The following is a 15,961-nucleotide window of genomic DNA, read 5'->3' as shown; positions in this document are numbered from 1 at the left end:
GGGGGGCCCCCGCCGGGCCCGTCCCCCCCCGCCCCCCCCCGGCGCCCCCGCCCCTCCCGGGCCCGGGGCCCCCGGGGCGCGGCCCCGCGCCCCGCCCGGCGACGGGTCGGCCGGCGACGGGTCGGCCACCGGCTCCGGCCCGTCGGCGGGTGCGCCGTCCTGGTGCAGCGTGGTGACCGCCAGGGCCAGGGCCAGCGCGGCCCGCGCGCGGATGTCGCGGAGGTCGAGGCCGAGCGCGGCCTCGGACCGCTTGAGGTGGGCGGTGACCGTGTTGCGGCTGATGCCCAGCAGGGCGGCCACCCCGGACCGGGGGAAGAAGAGGGCGAGGCGGGTGGTCTCGGCGGTCAGCTCCGGCAGGGACCGCAGCGGTCGCAGCAGGGCGTGTGCCCAGGCGAGTGTCTCCGCACGAGGCAGCAGCCGCTCCAGCGGTTCCTGCCTCCGGTAACCGGCCACTCTGCCGGGGGTGTTGCCGGCGACCGCCAGCGCGTGCCGGGACTCCTCGTACGCCGCGGCCGTCGCGCGCAGCGGATGCGGGGAGCTGATGCCCAGCGCGTACTCCTCGCTCTCGGCGACCAGTTCGCGCAGTACGCCGCCCAGTTCCGGCGGGGCGTGCTCGTCCTCGGCGACGAGGCAGATCAGATGCTCGTCGTAGACCGGGCAGCGCACCATCAGGGCCCGGCGGTGGTAGCCGGCGGGGTCCTGGTGGGCCTGGGCGATCCGGTCCCGTTCGCCGGGCCGGCAGCGCAGCAGATGCACCCGGATCCGGTCGGCGCCCAGCAGTTCGGGGACGGCTCCGGTGGTCATCCGCCGGGCCAGGACGGTGTCGCCCGCCATGAGCGTCATGAAGAGCGCCACCCGCATCTGGTGGGCCTTCTCCTGATAGTCGCGGAAGACCGCGTCGGCCGCCCGGGCGCGGTGCAGCAGGCCGATGATGTGGCCGGTGTGCGAGGCGGCGGCCGCCTCCTGGCCGGTGAGCCGGTCGGCCCCGGCCAGGACGAGCACCCGGTGCGGGCTGTCGGGGCCGACGCCCTCCAGCCGTACCCGTACCGCGCCCACCTCGGTGGCCGCGGCGGCCATCCGGCCGGTGGCCAGCTTGGTGAGTACCGGTGCCAGCGCGGGCAGTATTTCCTGGGGGAAGCCGGGCGTCGACAGCTCCACGGTGTGCCCGCGGCCGACCAGGGCGACCTCCGAGCCGAGCTGCCGGTGGAGCCAGTCGACGACCCCCTCGACCCCCGCGTCCGGCCGCCAGCCCTGCCGGCCGACCAGATAGAGCAGTTCGTCGAGCCGGCCCGTGGGCGGGGGTGTCTCGGGCCGGCCACGCATACGAACTCCTACAACTCCGCCGACGGCCCCCTGAAGAGGGACAGTTTACGGCGTGGTCACCCGGCCTTCTTCACGAACTCCGTGGTGTACGTCTTCTCCAGGTCGACCTTGGCGTTCTTGAGGTTGGGGTTGAACGCCTTCAGGACCCGCTCGACCGTCGCGGGCCCGTCGGCCGGCATCACCCCGTCCGTCGTGAACATCGGCAGGGTGCTCTTGATCGACTGCGCGTACAGCTCCTTGCCGCCCTGCGCGTAGTCCGCCGGCATCTTCGCGGCGATCTCCTCGGGGGTGTGCGAGGACATCCAGCGGAGCGTCTTCACAAAGGCGTTGGCCAGCTTCTGCACCGTCTCCTTGTTGCCGTTCACCCAGTCGGTGTTCATGTAGAGACTGGAGGAGGGGTACGGTCCGCCGAGCGCCTCCTTCGAGCCCTCGGGCGTCCGCATGTCGATGAGGACCTTGCCGAGCTTCTTGTCGAGGATCTGCGCGACCGTGGGGTCGGTGGTCATGCCGCCCTCGATGGAGCCCTGCTGGAGCGCGGAGATGAAGGTCTGCCCCGCCCCGACCGCCACCGTGGAGAACTCCTCCGTCGACACCCCGTCGTTGACCGCGAGGTACTTCGTGAGGAAGTCGGTGGACGAGCCGAGCCCGGTGACCCCGAGCTTCTTGCCCTTGAAGTCCTTCGGGGAGGTCAGTCCGGCCGCCGCCTTGTTCGAGACGACCTCGACCTCACCGGGGGCGTGCGAGAATTGCACGACGGACTCCACCTGCTTGCCCTTGACCTGAAGGTCGAGGGTGTGGTCGTAGAAGCCCACGACACCCTGGACGTCCCCGGAGACGAGCGACGTGGTGGCCTGCACCCCCGCCGGTTCGGTGAGGAGCTGCACGTCGACGCCCTCCTCCTTGAAGTAGCCCAGCTTCTGGGTGAGCATCGCGGGCAGATAGATGACCTTGTCCAGGCCGCCCACCATGATCTTCACCTTGCCGCCGGAGCTCCCGCCGGCGGCGGAGTCGCCGCCGCAGCCGGTGACGGTGGACAGGGCGAGCAGCGCGGAGACCGCCGCCGCCGACATTCTGAGATACGTACGCATGGCCGGTCACGTCCTTGTGAGGAGAAGCGGGGAGCTGGGGGAGAGGGGGAGGAGAAGGGGAGAGACGGCCGTCAGCGCTCGGCGCCGGACTCGGCCGGCTTCCAGCGGAAGAGACGTTTCTCCAGGAAGGTGAGGAGCGCCTCGGCGAGCAGGGCGACGACCGCGAGGATCACCATCGCCGCGTACACCCCGGCCGCGTTGAAGGTGCCCTGCGAGGCCGAGACCAGCAGCCCGATGCCCTTGGTCGCGCCGATGTACTCGCCGACGATCGCGCCGATCAGCGCGAAGCCGAAGCTGACATGCAGGCTGGTGAAGATCCACGAGGTGGCGGAGGGGATCACCACCTGAAGGGTGACCTGACGGTTGCTCGCGCCGAGGATCCGCGCGTTGGACACCAGGTTGCGGTCCACCTCCCGCGCGCCCTGGAACGCGTTGAAGAAGACGGGGAAGAAGACCAGCACGACCGCCGAGGCGACCTTGGAGGCCGGGCCGAGTCCGAACCAGATGAGGAAGATCGGGGCGAGGACGATCCGCGGCAGCGCGTTGAGCACCTTGATGTACGGGCCGAGCACATCGGCCAGGAAGCGGACCCGGCCGAGCGCGATCCCGAGGACCACACCGCCGGTCACCCCGATGACCCAGCCGAGCAGCGCCTCGTAGAGCGTGTACCAGATCTGCTCCCACAGGGGGCCCTGCGGGGTGCCGTGCACCGCCCACTGCACGATCTGGTCCCAGATCTTCGACGGCATCGAGAAGTTGAAGGGATCGATGACGGCCGCCCTGGCCAGCCACTCCCACATCCCGATCAGGGCGATGAGCAGCAGGACCCGGGCCCCGTACACCAGCACCTGCCGGTTGCGCGCGGCACGCGCCCGGGCGCGGGTACGGTCGCCGCCCCCGTCCTGGCCGGTGGCGACGGGCTTCGTGGGGACCGCGCCGGCGGTCACGGTCTCAGGCGGCATCGGTCGCACCCCTCTCGCGGGTGATCCGGACCTCTTCGCCGAGCGACGACCAGATCTCCCGGTAGATCTCGATGAACCGGGGTTCCAGCCGTACGGACTCCACCTTGCGGGGGCGCGGCAGGTCGATGGTGAAGACCTCCTTGACGGTCGCGGGACCGGCCGTCATGACCACGACCTTGTCGGCGAGGGCGATCGACTCCTCCAGGTCGTGGGTGACGAAGACGACCGAGGCGCCCGTCCCGGCCCACAGCTCCAGCAGTTCGTCGGACATCAGCGCGCGGGTCTGGACGTCGAGGGCCGAGAACGGTTCGTCCATGAGGAGAAGCTCGGGGTCGTTGACGAAGGTCGCGGCGAGCGCGACGCGCTTGCGCTGGCCGCCCGAGAGCTGGTGCGGGTAGCGGTCCTCGAAGGACGCGAGCCCGACCCGGGCGAGCCACTCGCGGGCCTGCTCCCTGGCCTCGGCCTTGGGCACACCGCGGAAGCGGGGGCCGGCCATCACATTGGACAGGACGGTGCGCCAGGGGAACACGGCGTCCTGCTGGAAGACGAATCCGATCTTGTCACCGATGCCGTCGACCGGCTCGCCGGCCACCAGCACCTCGCCCTCAGTGGGCTCCTCCAGACCGCTGACCAGGGTCAGCGTGGTCGACTTGCCGCATCCGGTGGGGCCGACCACGGCGACGAACTCGCCGCGTTCGACGGTCAGATCCAGATCCCTGACGGCGGTGTGAAGCGCACCCGACGGGGTCCGGAACGCCTTGCTCGCTCCCCGCAGCTCGATGGCTGGGCTCGTTCTGCTGCTCATGGGCCGGGAGGCTAGGAGTGACCCGGACCACAGCGGCAGTCTTGTGGGCGCAACCCGTCGTTGTGCGCGCAAACCGCGTTCTGCTCATTCTGCTCACGCCCGGACGACAAAAGAACCGCACAGGGCTGGGCAGCGGCGCCCCGGCGGCTTACGTTTCGTTCACAACGGTGTTAAACGGAGACAGCCGTTCCCCACGGCGGGACGGCTCCGGGAGCAGCGTGATCCGGGCGGAACAGGATCCGGGAAGAGCGGAACGGCCGGCGGGCCGGACATGAGGAGGACCTATGCGTGTGCGCTGGCCCCGCCGTGTCTTCGCCCAGGTGCTGGCCGCGCAGCTCGCCCTCACCACCGGGGTGATGACCCTCGCCACCTGCCTCTTCCTGGCGCCCCTCGGCTCCGAGCTGGACGACGAGGCGATGCACCGCGCCCTCGCCATCGCCCAGACGACCGCCGCCGATCCCGACATCGCCCGGGAGGTGCTCACCACCGCGCCGAGCGCCCGGGGCCCGGTGCAGACCGAGGCGGAACAGATCCGGCGGGCCACGGACGCGCTCTACGTCGTGGTGATGGACACCCGCGGGGTGCGCTGGTCCCACACCAACACCGCCGAGATCGGCCGCCATGTCTCCACCGACCCCAGCGTCGCGCTCTCCGGCCGCGAGATCCGCCAGATCGACGACGGCACCCTGGGCCGCTCCGCCCGCGCCAAGGTGCCGCTCCTGGACCCCGGAGGGAAGATCGTCGGCGCGGTCTCCGTCGGCATCGCGTACGCCAGTGTGCGGGAGCGGCTGCTCGACGCCGTGCCCGCCCTGCTGCTCTGCGCGGGCGCCGCGCTCGCCGTCGGAGCGCTGGCCGCGTACGCGGTCTCCCGCCGGCTGCGCCGCCGCACCCACGGGGTCGCCTTCGCCGACATCTCCGCCCTGCTCGACGAGCGTGAGGCGATGCTGCACGGCGTACGGGAGGGGGTCGTCGCCTGCGACCGGTACGGCAGGATCCGGCTGGCCAACGACGAGGCGGCCCGGCTGCTCGGGCTCGGAGCCGACGCCACGGGACGCCCGCTGGACGAGGTCCTGCCGCCCGGCCGGACCACGGACGTGCTGGCGGGACGCGTGACGGGGACCGATCTGCTGACCGTCAGCGGCAGCCGGGTCCTGGTCGCCAACCGGATGCCGACCCGGGACGGCGGAGCCGTCGTCACCCTCCGGGACCGGACCGAGCTGGAGCAGCTCGGGCGGGAACTCGACAGCACCCAGGGACTGCTGGACGCGCTGCGCGCGCAGGACCACGAACACGCCAACCGGCTGCACACCGTGCTCGGACTCCTCGAACTCGGGCGGCACGAGAAGGCCGCCGAATTCGTCGCCGAGATCGCCGACACCCACCGCTCCTCCTCGGAACAGATCGCGGAACGGGTGCACGACCCGCTGCTGTCGGCGCTTCTCGTCGGCAAGGCGGCCGTCGCCGCCGAGCGCGGTGTGTCGTTGCGGGTCTCCGCCGCCACCCTGCTGCACGACCGGGTGGTGGACCCGCGCGACCTGGTGACCGTGCTCGGCAACCTCATCGACAACGCGCTCGACGCCGTCGCCGGGCACCGGGACGCCGCCCCGGGCGGTGCGGTGCCCGGCGACCGCGCCGAGCGCGCCGGCCCCGGCGAAGGACCCGGCGGCGAGGGGCCCGGCGGCACGGAACGGGGCGGCACGGAACACACCGGCCCCCGCGCCGAACCCTTCGTGGAGGTCGAACTGCGGGCCGAACACACCACCGCGGTCCTCCGGGTCGCCGACACCGGACCCGGTGTGCCGCCCGCGCTGCGCGACCGGATCTTCGCCGAGGGCTGGTCCACCAAGCACACCAAGCACCCCGGGCATCTCGCCCACCCGCCGCTCCCGGCCGTCCGGGAGCACCTGACGCCGGGGGAGAGGGCCGCGCCGGACCCGGTCGCCTTCCACCGGGGCAGGGGGCTCGGCCTGGCGCTGGTGCGCCGGCTCGCGGAGCGGTACGGCGGGATGGCCCGGGTCACCGCCCGCGCCGGAGGAGGCGCGGTCTTCACCGTCGTCCTGCCCGAGGCGCTCACCCCGGCCCCCGCCGAGGGGGACGACACCGTGGGGGACGACCCGGCCGGGGACGGATTCGCCGAGCGTCAGCTCATGGCAGCAGGAGAGCCCCAGTGATCGATGTCCTCGTCGTGGACGACGACTTCCGCGTCGCCGAGATCAACGCCGCGTACGTGGCCCAGGTGCCCGGCTTCCGGGTCCGGGCCCGTGCCCATACCGCCGCCCAGGCGCTGGCCACCCTGGAACGCGACCATGTCGATCTGGTCCTGCTCGACCACTACCTCCCGGACGAGACGGGCCTGACCCTGGTGCGCCGGATGCGCCAGCTCGGCCACCAGGCCGATGTGATCATGGTGACGGCCGCCCGTGACGTGGCCACGGTCCGGGCGGCGATGCGTTACGGCGCGCTCCAGTACGTCGTCAAGCCGTTCAGCTTCTCCGGGCTCAGCGCCAAGCTCGACGGGTACGCCGCGCTGCGCCGCACCCTCGACGGCGTCGGCGGGCGGGGCGAGGCGGGCCAGGAACAGGTGGACCGTATCTTCAGCGCCTTCAAGACGGCGGACGCCCCGCGCTCCGAACTGCCCAAGGGGCACTCCGCGGCGACGGTCGGCCTGATCCGCCGGGTCCTGGGCGCGGCGGGCCGGCCGCTCTCCGCGCACGAGGTGGCCGAGCGCACCGGGGTCAGCCGCTCCACGGCCCAGCGCTATCTGAAGTACCTGGAGCGCACCGGCCATATCAGTCTCACACTGAAGTACGGCGACACCGGGCGCCCGGAACACCGTTACGCCTGGGCGCCGGCGCCCTGACCCGGCCGCCGCCTCCCCGCGGCCCGGGTCCGTCCCTCCGGCCCTGGGCGGCCGGAGGGACGGACCGGGCCCGCGCCGGGCTCAGTTGACGTACACGCTCGGGCTGCCGGACTGGCTGGTGTCCCTGACCGGGCCGTACTTGGCGGAGAAGTAGCTGGAGGTGGGGCAGGTGATGGGGCCCGACGACCGGCTGAACAACTGGTTCGCGAACGTGATGGAGTTGTCGGTGTTGGACGTCGTGCCGTTCAGCCCCGTGGAGGTGTAGACGCAGGTCGTCGTGCCGAGGATGGTGCTGAGTTTGACCGTCGTCTGCACCACGCCGGCGCTTCCCGCGGTCACCGTGAGCCCGCCGGCCGAGGCGACCGAGGTGGTGAACGGCAGGTGCTCGACCGTGATGCTCTGCACCCCGGTGGTGCCGATGATGTTGCTGGTGCACCCGCCGAAGGTGTGCGCGGTGAGCGACTCGGTGGCGGTGCCGGGGGCGGCCGGATTCCCGGTGACCGTCGCGGTGAACTGCGAGGCGGTGCAGGTGATGCCGGTCGTGCCGCCGGAGGTGGTACGGATCGCGACGGTCGTGCCGGAGCTGAGCGAGGACGTGAGCACATCGCCGACGGCGACGGCGGAACCGGCCGCGCTGCCGTAGGTGAGCACATTGCCCGCCGCCGCCGAGGTCCCGGCGGCGGCCGCCGGACCCACGGCGAGAAGGGCGGCGGCGGTGGTGAGGCCGGCGGCGGAGAGAAGAGTGCGTCGTGCGCGCATGCGAAGTCCCTTTCGCGAAGGCGGGGTGGGGAGGGTGACGCGGAGACGTGCCCGGGTGGGGCGGTGGGTGCGGTGACGGGTACGGCGGTGGCGAACGCCCCGCCGCGGCTCGGCCACGGGGCGGAGAACGGGTGGGAACGGGGCCGGCGCCACGGCCCCGTTCCCGTGCCGGGGACGAGCACGGCACAGGAATCCACGGACGGGAATCCGCGGAAGGAAACGGCAGAAGGAATTTGCGGAGCAGAACTGCGGAGCAGGACTGCGGAGGAGAACCGCGGAAGGAAAACCCAAGAGGGTTGTAGACCTGTCCGGGCGACCGAGTCAAGGTCCCAAGTGCCAACCGAAAGAGGAACGTTACCCACGGTACGCCGACGTCGGCGGGGGTGTCCGGCCGTGCACCCGCCGTGAGCTGCCGACGGTCCGCCCGGGACCCGGCGAGACCGTGACCGTACCGCGCACACGATCAACACCCAATTTTCACAAGGCTGTTGACCCCGTCCATACCTGGGAGTAACTTCACCTCGACTCCCATGGCCGCGCCGTCGCCACCCCGGGAAAACCCGTCGGCGCCGGGAGTCGTCCGCGCCAGGACCCCGCCGCGCAAGCTCGTTCCGGTCACCACACCCTCAGGAGCAGCTCATGGCCACGTCCGAACTCACCGGCGGTGAGACCACGCCCGAGAGCGACGAACCGCGAGGAAGGGTACGGCTGCGCCGGGCGGCCGTCATGGGCGTACCGGCGTTCGCGGTGGCCGCCGCGCTGGTCGTCCTCACCGCCCAGGGCGCCATCGCCGCGCAGTTCGCCATCTCCGGCATGCCCTTCGTGGTCACCGCCGACCGCCTGGAAGCCGAGGGCTTCGAGCAGTTCGGCGGGATGGACGAAATGGCTCCGGGCAGCCCCAACGCCGGTGACACCGGCGGGCAGGTGCTGGTCGTCGTCTCCGCCATCAAGAAGGCCAAACTCACCAAGCTCTGCCAGAGCGTCGAACTCGGCGGCACGTACCTGCACATCACCGCGGGCAACAAGGGCATCCCGGTCTCCGCGACCGATCTGGCCACCGACTCCACCGAACTCAGCGGAACACAGGCGGACTTCGACAACATCGAGATCGGCGGGGACGCCAGCACCTTCACCAAGGCCGGCGTCAAGGGCCCGCTGGGCGTCTTCGGACAGCAGGCCGACACCGTCGTCATCACCAACCTGCGGCAGACCAACTACGCCACCACCGCGGCCCGGTTCACGCTGCCCAACCTGAAGCTCAAATTCAGCTCGAAGGGCTGCTGAGCGTGGTTCCGCCGCCCGGGGCGGCGGAACCCCCGGCCGGGACCGCCGTCCGCGCCGGGGAGGACCGCCCGCAGCGCCGCCGGGGGCGCTTCGCCACCTGGCGCGGCCGCCGCCCGTTCTGGGGCGGCTTCCTGCTGCTGCTCGGCGGGGGCGAGATCCTCCTCACCGAACAGGCCTCCATCTCCGTCGTCCTCCAGGCGGGCGCGGGCGGCATCGCCGCCTATGTCCTCCCGCTGATCATGATGGTGTGCGGGCTGCTGCTGATCCTCAACCCCGCCCAGCGGCTCTTCTACTCCGTCATCGGGGTACTGACCGCGCTCGGCACCTGGGTCACCTCGAACCTCGGCGGCTTCGTCGTCGGTCTGCTCCTCGGCGTCATCGGCAGCTCCCTGGCCTTCGGCTGGCTGCCCGACCAGCAGCCGCGCCGCCGACGCCGCTCCGGACGGCGGCCCGCGGCCCCCGCCCCCGCCCCCGCCCCCGCGACGGACCCTCCCGCCTCCTGACCCCCGGTCCCCCGCCACGACCCCGGCCGCCACCGGCCATCCCTCCGCCCACGAGCGGCCCCGAGCGGGCCCGGCCCCACCGGCCGGGCCCGCTCCGTCATGTCCGGGGACCGTGCACGGCAGCCCGTCGAAGCGCTTCGATCGACCTATGGACAGGTCATCGGCATGCCAACTACCCTCGAACACAGTGTTGTCGAAGCGCTTCACCCCACAACGGCCCGCCTTGGAGAGCTGAATGGTCACCCTCGCCGATGTAGCTCAGCATGCCGGAGTCTCCGCCAGCACGGTGAGCTATGTCCTCAGCGGCAAGCGGTCCATCTCCGCCACCACCCGCGAGCGGGTCGAGCGCAGCATCGAACAGCTCGGCTACCACCCCAACGCGGGGGCCCGCGCCCTCGCCAGCAACCGGTCGAACATCATCGCCCTCATGATGCCGCTGCGCACCGACATGTATGTGCCGGTCATGATGGAGATCGCCCTCGCCGTCGCCACCACGGCCCGCACCTTCGGCTACGACGTGCTCCTGCTCACCGGTGAGGAGGGGCCGACCGCGGTGCGCCGCATCGAGGGCAGCGCCCTCGCCGACGCCATGATCCTGATGGACGTGGAGCTGCACGACGACCGGCTGCCGCCGCTGCGCGAGACACACCGGCCCGCCGTGCTGATCGGACTCCCCGCCGACACCACCGGACTGAGCTGCGTCGACCTGGACTTCGCCGCCGCGGGCGCCCTCTGCGCGGAGCACCTCGCCGGACTCGGACACCGGGAGATAGCCGTCATCGGCGAGGCGCCGGGCGTCTACGAACGCCTCACCGGCTTCGCCGAACGCACCCTGAGCGGACTGCGGGAGCGCAGCGCCGAACTGGGCCTGCGGGTGCTGCACCGCCCCTGCGAGGGCAGTTACGCGGCGGTCTCCGCCACCGTCGGCCGGATCTTCGACGAGCGCCCCGGCACCACCGCCTTCATCGTCCAGAACGAGGCCGCCACCGACCCGCTGCTCGCCCTGCTGCGCCAGCAGCGCCGCGCGGTGCCCGAGGACGTCTCGGTCGTCGCCATCTGTCCCGACCAGGTCGCCGTGCACGCCTCGGTGCCGCTGACCTCCGTCGCCGTCCCGGCCCAGGAGATGGGGCGGCGCGCGGTCGAGCAGGTCGTCGCGAAGCTCGCGGGGCGAGGCACCGACGAGGTCGTCCTGATCGGGCCGGAGCTCACCGTACGGGAGAGCGCGGGCCCCCGGGCCACGCCCGGGAACCCGCTCTAGTACGTGACGTCCCGTCAGTTTTCCGTCAGTTCCCGCTGACCGAGAAGCTGTTGGTCGCGAAGTCCAGACCGCCGGAGGACGAGGTGATCTCGTACCCGAACTGGACGTCACCGACGGTCACATTGCCCCACCACCCCTTGGTGTCCTTGATCCACTTGAGGATCGGCAGGACGTCGACCGTCCCGGAGGTGGAGTTCGAGGTGCGCAGGAACGAGAACACCTCGTTGGCGCCGTTGGACCCCTTGTAGACGTTCCAGGAGTGGCCGCCGAGCGTGACCGATCCCTGCGAGGTGCCGAGCGGGCCTACCGCGCCGCGGTAGTTCACCCACAGCATGATCTCGTAGTCGTAGTTGCTGTCCCAGATGTCGTACGAGGTGTTGTAGGCACCCGACGACGGCACGGTGACGTTGTAGCTGCTGCGCAGCGAGGAGAGCGAGTTCAGCGGCTTCCCGATCACCTTCTTGGCGTTTGGGTACGACTTGATGCCGCCGGTGTTGGGGTGGTTGGCCCACACTCCCCAGTTGGACGAGGAGTTGGCCCAGATGGTCTGCGGGCCCGTGCCCGAACCCCAGATGTTGTTGTAGAGGGTGTAGCCGTCGGACGTGGTGTAGTTGCCCCACTGGTCCGACGAGGACCAGATCGCCGCCTGCGCGGGTGCGGCGGCGAAGCCGACGAGCGCGGCGAACGCGACCACTGGGGCGAGCAGCAGCCGTTTCCAGATGCGCAGTGCCATGGTGTCCCTCCATGGGTGGGGGAGTACCGCGGCCCCGGGGCGGAGCCGCGGCCTCGCCGGCCTCGGAGTCCCGTGGAACGCGGGGGGACCGTGGGGGTGCCGGCGAAGATCTTCGGTCGTGCGGTGCGCTCGTGGTGCGGTGTCCGGGGCACGGCCCGGGTTCCCCCGCGAGTCACGCGGCGCGGGCCCCGGCGCGGGACGGTGGACTACCCGGGGAGCGGGCGGAGCACGGCGACCCCGAAGCGGTCCAGCTCGACCGCCCCGTCCACGGGCCGGCCGCCGAGCACCTCGTGATGACGGCCGTCGACCGGGACCGTGACGGCCTTGCCGCCATGGTTGAGCAGGAAGAGAAGATCGCCGCGGCGCACCGCCTCCACGCCCTCGGGCAGCCCCTCCAGCGTGGGGGAGACCCCGGCGTCCCCGGCGATCCGCGTCAGCAGCGCGCGCAGGGCCGCGGGTTCGGGGAGCGTCGAGACGTACCAGGCGCGCCCGTGGCGTACGACGGCCGGCAGACCGGCCAGCTCCCCACTGCGGTACGAGGCGACGGCCTCGCCCGTGGACAGCTCCAGCTCCTCCGACCAGAGCCCCGCGCGGAACCCGTCGCACTCCACGGTCTCGTCCGCGTCGAGCGGCCACCACTCGTGGAGCGTGGCGATGCCGAACAGGGCGCGCAGCCGGGCGTCCATGCCGCCGGCCCGCACCCGGTCGTCCTCGTCGGCGACCCCGGTGAGGAAGCCGCACACCAGGGTGCCGCCGCGCGCGACATGGCCGAGCAGATTCTCGATGGCGGTGTCGTCGAGCAGGTAGAGATGCGGGACGACGACCAGCCGGTACCCCCGCAGATCGTGGTCGGGCCGGGCGAACGCGGTGGGCAGGTTCGACTCCCACAGCGCGCGGTGCCAGTCCCGTACGATCCGCGGGTGGTCGAGGCGGTCGGAGAGCCGGCCGTCCTGCTGGTCCGCCCACCACGAGTCCCAGCCGTGCAGGACCGCGATCTCCTCCGCCCGCACCCGGGTCCCCGACACCTCGGGGCCCAGCACCGCGAGATCGGCGCCGATCCGCCGGACCTCGCGGAAGGCGCGGCCGCTCTCGCCCGCGTGGCCGATCATCCCCGAGTGGAACTTCTCGGCGCCCTGCCGGGACTGGCGCCACTGGAAGTAGCAGATCACGTCCGCCCCGCGGGCCACGGACTGGAGCGACCAGAGCCGGTTCAGCCCGTACGGCTTGGGAGGGTTGACGCCCCGCCAGTTGACGGACCCGGCCGCCTGCTCCATCACCGCCCAGGGGCCCTTCGCCTGGGAGCGCGTCATGTCGCCGATCATCGCGCCCAGCTGACCGGCGGACGGGTCCTTCGGATCCGGATAGATGTCGACCGAGACGACGTCCTCGTGCTCCGCCCACTTCCAGGCGTCCTGTCCGATCCAGAACGGCATGAAGTTGGTGGTGACCGGGATGTGCGGGGTGTGGCGCCGGACGATGTCCCGCTCGGCGACGTAGCACTCCAGCAGCGCGTCGGAGGTGAACCGCCGGAAGTCCAGGGCCTGCCCCGGGTTCCTCATGTACTGGGCCCGCCGCGGCGGGACGATCTCCTCCCATGAGTCGTACCCCTGGCTCCAGAAGGCCGTTCCCCAGGCCTCGTTGAGGGCGTCCAGACCGCCGTACCTGGCCCGCAGCCAGGCCCGGAAGTGCCGGGCCGTCCCGTCGCACCAGCAGTGGGTGCAGTACTCGTTGTTGATGTGCCACAGGTGCAGCGCCGGATGGCCGCCGTACCGCTGCGCCAGGTCCTCGGTGAGGGCGGCGGCGTACTCGCGATAGACGGCGGAGCTGGCACAGAACTGCTGGCGCGAGCCCCACCACACGGTCCTGCCGTCCTCGTCGCGCGGCAGGGTCTCCGGGTGGCGGGCGCCCATCCACGGCGGCGGGGAGGCGGTCGGGGTGGCCAGCACCACGCCGATGCCATGGCCGTCCATGAGATCCATGAGCCGGTCCAGCCAGCCGAAGTTCCGTGCGCCCGGGCGTGGTTCGAGCTTCGCCCAGGAGAAGACGCCGAGGGTCACCGAGTTGACCCCGGCCTCCCTCATCAGCCGGGCGTCCTCGTGCCAGATTTCCTCGGGCCACTGTTCGGGGTTGTAGTCACCGCCGAACAGGACCCGGCCGCGGGTGGAGTCGTCCAGGGAAGGCATCAGGCGGGGTCTCCGTACTGGATGCCACGGCCGTTGGTGCCCAGATAGACCCGGCCGTGGACACGGGGGTCGCCGGTGATCGTCTCGCCGGTCCACCCCCACTGGTGTGTGTCGTCGTTGATCCTGATCCAGCCGGCGCCGGCGTCGTCGGAGCGGTACACACCGACGAAGTTCTCCGTCGCGCCGGTCTGGAAGACGGCGGGGTACGTGGCGCCCGGGGCGGCCTTGCCGAAGCCGAGGGCGTACGAGCCCCAGCAGCTCGTCAGCTTGGTGAAGGTGGTGCCGCCGTCGGTGGACCGGTACAGGCCGTTCCACTTGGCCGAGAGCCACAGGTCGCCGCTGCGGCCCGGGGCCGCGGCGATCCGGAACTGGACGTCCCCGGAGGGCAGCCCCGACGCGCCCTTCGAGAAGGTCGCGCCGCCGTCCGTGGACCGGTACACCGCGCCGCCGTCGGTGTCGTACCCGTAGAACCGCCGGGGGTCCACCGGGTCCGCGACCGGCACCGCGCCCTTGGGGAACGTGGTCACCTCGCTCCAGGAGGCGCCGTTGTCCGCGGAGCGGAAGCCGGGGTGCTTCGTACCGTCCCAGTGGACGAACGACCACAGCAGGGTGGCGCCGTCGGCGCTCACCGCGATCGGCCCCGGCGCGGTCGAGGCGATCGCTGGCTGCGCCGCGAACGGCGCCCAGCTCCGCCCCCCGTCGTTCGAGTAGGCCCCGTTGCCCGCGTCGCCCCAGCCGGCCCGTACGACGTACGCGGGCTTCAGCGCGGCCAGCGCCAGTCCGGTGGCCGAGCCGAAGACCGGGTTCGCGGCCATGCCCCGGGACGGGGAAGCGGTCAGCGAGTCGTGGTACATCACCCCGATGTCACCGAGGCCGCTGAGCAGGGGCGCGGTCCCGGTGGGCGGCGAGATGAGCTGCCGTACCGCGGACTCCTCCAGGCCCCGGATCTGCGGTGCCCAGCGCACCAGGTCACGGGTGCCGTACAGGGTGGCGCCCGTCCCGAACACCAGGTGCCTGGAGTCGTACGGGTCGAGCGCGACGGCCTGGATCCACCAGCCGAACTTCGGCGCGGAACCACCCCAGTTGAGGTACGGGGTCTCCCGCACGTCCAGGACCGCCGCCTCCTTGAGCGAGGTCCAGCTCCGCCCGCCGTCGGTGGACCGGTACAGGGTGTCGACCGGCCCCCAGCGGTTGTTGGTGGAGACGACGACCGTTCCGGCGACCCGGGCGTCGACGGCCACACCGCCGTAGCCGAAGGCGTCACCCCCGCCGGGCCTGACCGGGGTCACGTCCGTCCAGGCGCCGGTGGCGGTGTCGAGCCGGCGCACCGAACCGTCGGTCTGGTTGTTGGGCCCCGGTGTGTTGGCGTACGTGACGTACAGCGCCCGGGTGTTCGCGTCGTAGGCGGCCCGGATCGGCACCTGGGCGGCGGAGCCGGACGGCCGGCCCGGTACGGCCTCCCAGTTCACCCCGTCGCTCGTACGGTAGAGGGCGCCGCCGCCGTCGCCCCACCCCGCGTACACCACCCGGCCGGCGGCCACCAGCAGGGTGATGCCCTGGCCGGAGGGGTCCGGGGCGGGCGGGAAGGCGGCGGCGGACCAGGTGGCGCCCCGGTCCGTCGACCTGAGGAGCCCGTTGTGGCGGGTGCCGAGATAGAGCGTGTCGCTGTTCAGCGGCGAGACGAGCAGCCGTTCACCGGTGCCGCGCCCGTCCTCGTTGGCGCCGAGCTTCACCGTGAGATCGCTGCGGCTCCAGGTCGCGCCCCGGTCCGTGGAGCGCAGTACCGCGCCGTTGCCCGCCCAGGACTGCGTGTAGGCGCCCAGCGCGAGATAGACCCGGTCGGGCTGGGCCGGGTCGACGGCGACGGCCTCGACACCGAGCAGGTTGTAGTCGTCCCAGCCGATGTGGTCGGTGAGCGCGGTCCAGGTGGCGGTCGCGTCGTCCCAGCGGTACGCGCCGCCGATGTCGGTACGGGCGTACGCCAGGCCCTTGACCGCCGGGTGGAAGAGCACCCCGGTGATGAACCCGGTGCCGCCGATGGCCGCGGTGCGCCAGCGGTACGCCTGCGCGGCCGCCGCGCCGGCCCGGTCCGTGGCGGCCGCGCCGGGGGGGGGGGCGCGGGGGGGTGTCTCTTATAAAAATCAGACGCTGCCGACTTCTCCAGCAGGGTAGATGTCGGGGGTCGCCCGCACATGAATCAGGT

Annotated in this window: 13 protein-coding genes; 5 read left to right on the top strand and 8 right to left on the bottom strand. The window is 72.0% G+C overall.

The genetic code is table 11. From position 1 onward, the window contains the following. From ACFXKG_RS40450 to ACFXKG_RS40435, 4 genes are all read right to left on the bottom strand, one after another. Window positions 1–1,323, bottom strand: a 1,323-nt coding sequence (locus tag ACFXKG_RS40450; RefSeq protein ID WP_384850391.1) for a helix-turn-helix domain-containing protein, incomplete at its 3' end; no start/stop codon positions are given. Between the two features lie 56 nt (window positions 1,324–1,379). Next, window positions 1,380–2,411 carry an ABC transporter substrate-binding protein gene (locus tag ACFXKG_RS40445; protein ID WP_384850388.1) on the bottom strand — a complete coding sequence of 344 codons (1,032 nt, stop codon included), beginning with the start codon at window positions 2,409–2,411 and terminating at the stop codon, window positions 1,380–1,382. A gap of 71 nt (window positions 2,412–2,482) precedes the next feature. Next, window positions 2,483–3,373, bottom strand: coding sequence for an ABC transporter permease (locus ACFXKG_RS40440; RefSeq protein ID WP_384850386.1), 891 nt, complete (start codon window positions 3,371–3,373; stop codon window positions 2,483–2,485). Continuing rightward, window positions 3,363–4,178, bottom strand: a complete 816-nt coding sequence (locus ACFXKG_RS40435; RefSeq protein WP_384850383.1) for an ABC transporter ATP-binding protein — start codon at window positions 4,176–4,178, stop codon at window positions 3,363–3,365. Before ACFXKG_RS40435 ends, ACFXKG_RS40440 begins: the two co-directional genes overlap by 11 nt. Window positions 4,179–4,462: 284 nt before the next feature. Here ACFXKG_RS40435 and ACFXKG_RS40430 point away from each other — a divergent pair, with 284 nt between their 5' ends. Both ACFXKG_RS40430 and ACFXKG_RS40425 read left to right on the top strand, forming a co-directional pair. Continuing rightward, entirely contained in the window at window positions 4,463–6,349 is a 1,887-nt protein-coding gene (locus tag ACFXKG_RS40430) for an ATP-binding protein (RefSeq protein ID WP_384850380.1), read from the top strand. Then, the gene (locus ACFXKG_RS40425) at window positions 6,346–7,038 is read left to right on the top strand and encodes a response regulator (protein WP_384850377.1); all 693 of its coding nucleotides are present in this window, start codon (window positions 6,346–6,348) and stop codon (window positions 7,036–7,038) included. The genes ACFXKG_RS40430 and ACFXKG_RS40425 overlap by 4 nt, the downstream gene beginning before the upstream one ends. Before the next feature lie 81 nt (window positions 7,039–7,119). Here ACFXKG_RS40425 and ACFXKG_RS40420 read toward each other — a convergent pair whose 3' ends face one another. Then, the gene (locus ACFXKG_RS40420) at window positions 7,120–7,797 is read right to left on the bottom strand and encodes a Tat pathway signal sequence domain protein (protein WP_384850374.1); all 678 of its coding nucleotides are present in this window, start codon (window positions 7,795–7,797) and stop codon (window positions 7,120–7,122) included. 639 nt (window positions 7,798–8,436) lie between these two features. Here ACFXKG_RS40420 and ACFXKG_RS40415 point away from each other — a divergent pair. The 3 genes from ACFXKG_RS40415 (at window position 8,437) to ACFXKG_RS40405 (ending at window position 10,842) form a co-directional block, all read left to right on the top strand. Beyond that, entirely contained in the window at window positions 8,437–9,081 is a 645-nt protein-coding gene (locus ACFXKG_RS40415; RefSeq protein WP_384850371.1) for a DUF6230 family protein, read from the top strand. A gap of 2 nt (window positions 9,082–9,083) precedes the next feature. Next, window positions 9,084–9,584, top strand: a complete 501-nt coding sequence (locus tag ACFXKG_RS40410; RefSeq protein WP_384850368.1) for a DUF6114 domain-containing protein — start codon at window positions 9,084–9,086, stop codon at window positions 9,582–9,584. Between the two features lie 235 nt (window positions 9,585–9,819). Beyond that, window positions 9,820–10,842 carry a LacI family DNA-binding transcriptional regulator gene (locus ACFXKG_RS40405; protein ID WP_384850365.1) on the top strand — a complete coding sequence of 341 codons (1,023 nt, stop codon included), beginning with the start codon at window positions 9,820–9,822 and terminating at the stop codon, window positions 10,840–10,842. Between the two features lie 25 nt (window positions 10,843–10,867). Here ACFXKG_RS40405 and ACFXKG_RS40400 read toward each other — a convergent pair whose 3' ends face one another. The 3 genes from ACFXKG_RS40400 to ACFXKG_RS40390 form a co-directional block, all read right to left on the bottom strand. Then, window positions 10,868–11,575, bottom strand: a complete 708-nt coding sequence (locus ACFXKG_RS40400) for a hypothetical protein (protein WP_384850363.1) — start codon at window positions 11,573–11,575, stop codon at window positions 10,868–10,870. A gap of 206 nt (window positions 11,576–11,781) precedes the next feature. Continuing rightward, complete coding sequence (locus tag ACFXKG_RS40395; protein ID WP_384850360.1) at window positions 11,782–13,758, bottom strand: beta-galactosidase; 1,977 nt, start codon at window positions 13,756–13,758, stop codon at window positions 11,782–11,784. Next, window positions 13,758–15,779, bottom strand: coding sequence for a 1,4-beta-glucanase (locus ACFXKG_RS40390; RefSeq protein ID WP_384850394.1), 2,022 nt, complete (start codon window positions 15,777–15,779; stop codon window positions 13,758–13,760). The genes ACFXKG_RS40395 and ACFXKG_RS40390 overlap by 1 nt, the downstream gene beginning before the upstream one ends. Between the last annotated feature and the right edge of the window lie 182 nt (window positions 15,780–15,961).

It is taken from the genome of Streptomyces sp. NPDC059255, assembly GCF_042752355.1.
Taxonomy (GTDB): domain Bacteria; phylum Actinomycetota; class Actinomycetes; order Streptomycetales; family Streptomycetaceae; genus Streptomyces.
Note: the sequence above shows the minus strand (reverse complement) of the source record. Positions and strands in the feature narration are given on the sequence as shown.

Bases quoted from the DNA above. Each gene is read 5' to 3' on its own strand.
- ACFXKG_RS40440 (WP_384850386.1), bottom strand. From the start codon at position 3,373: ATGCCGCCTGAGACCGTGACCGCCGGCGCGGTCCCCACGAAGCCCGTC.
- ACFXKG_RS40430 (WP_384850380.1), top strand. From the start codon at position 4,463: ATGCGTGTGCGCTGGCCCCGCCGTGTCTTCGCCCAGGTGCTGGCCGCG.
- ACFXKG_RS40420 (WP_384850374.1), bottom strand. From the start codon at position 7,797: ATGCGCGCACGACGCACTCTTCTCTCCGCCGCCGGCCTCACCACCGCC.
- ACFXKG_RS40395 (WP_384850360.1), bottom strand. From the start codon at position 13,758: ATGCCTTCCCTGGACGACTCCACCCGCGGCCGGGTCCTGTTCGGCGGT.
- ACFXKG_RS40400 (WP_384850363.1), bottom strand. From the start codon at position 11,575: ATGGCACTGCGCATCTGGAAACGGCTGCTGCTCGCCCCAGTGGTCGCG.
- ACFXKG_RS40435 (WP_384850383.1), bottom strand. From the start codon at position 4,178: ATGAGCAGCAGAACGAGCCCAGCCATCGAGCTGCGGGGAGCGAGCAAG.
- ACFXKG_RS40405 (WP_384850365.1), top strand. From the start codon at position 9,820: ATGGTCACCCTCGCCGATGTAGCTCAGCATGCCGGAGTCTCCGCCAGC.
- ACFXKG_RS40415 (WP_384850371.1), top strand. From the start codon at position 8,437: ATGGCCACGTCCGAACTCACCGGCGGTGAGACCACGCCCGAGAGCGAC.
- ACFXKG_RS40445 (WP_384850388.1), bottom strand. From the start codon at position 2,411: ATGCGTACGTATCTCAGAATGTCGGCGGCGGCGGTCTCCGCGCTGCTC.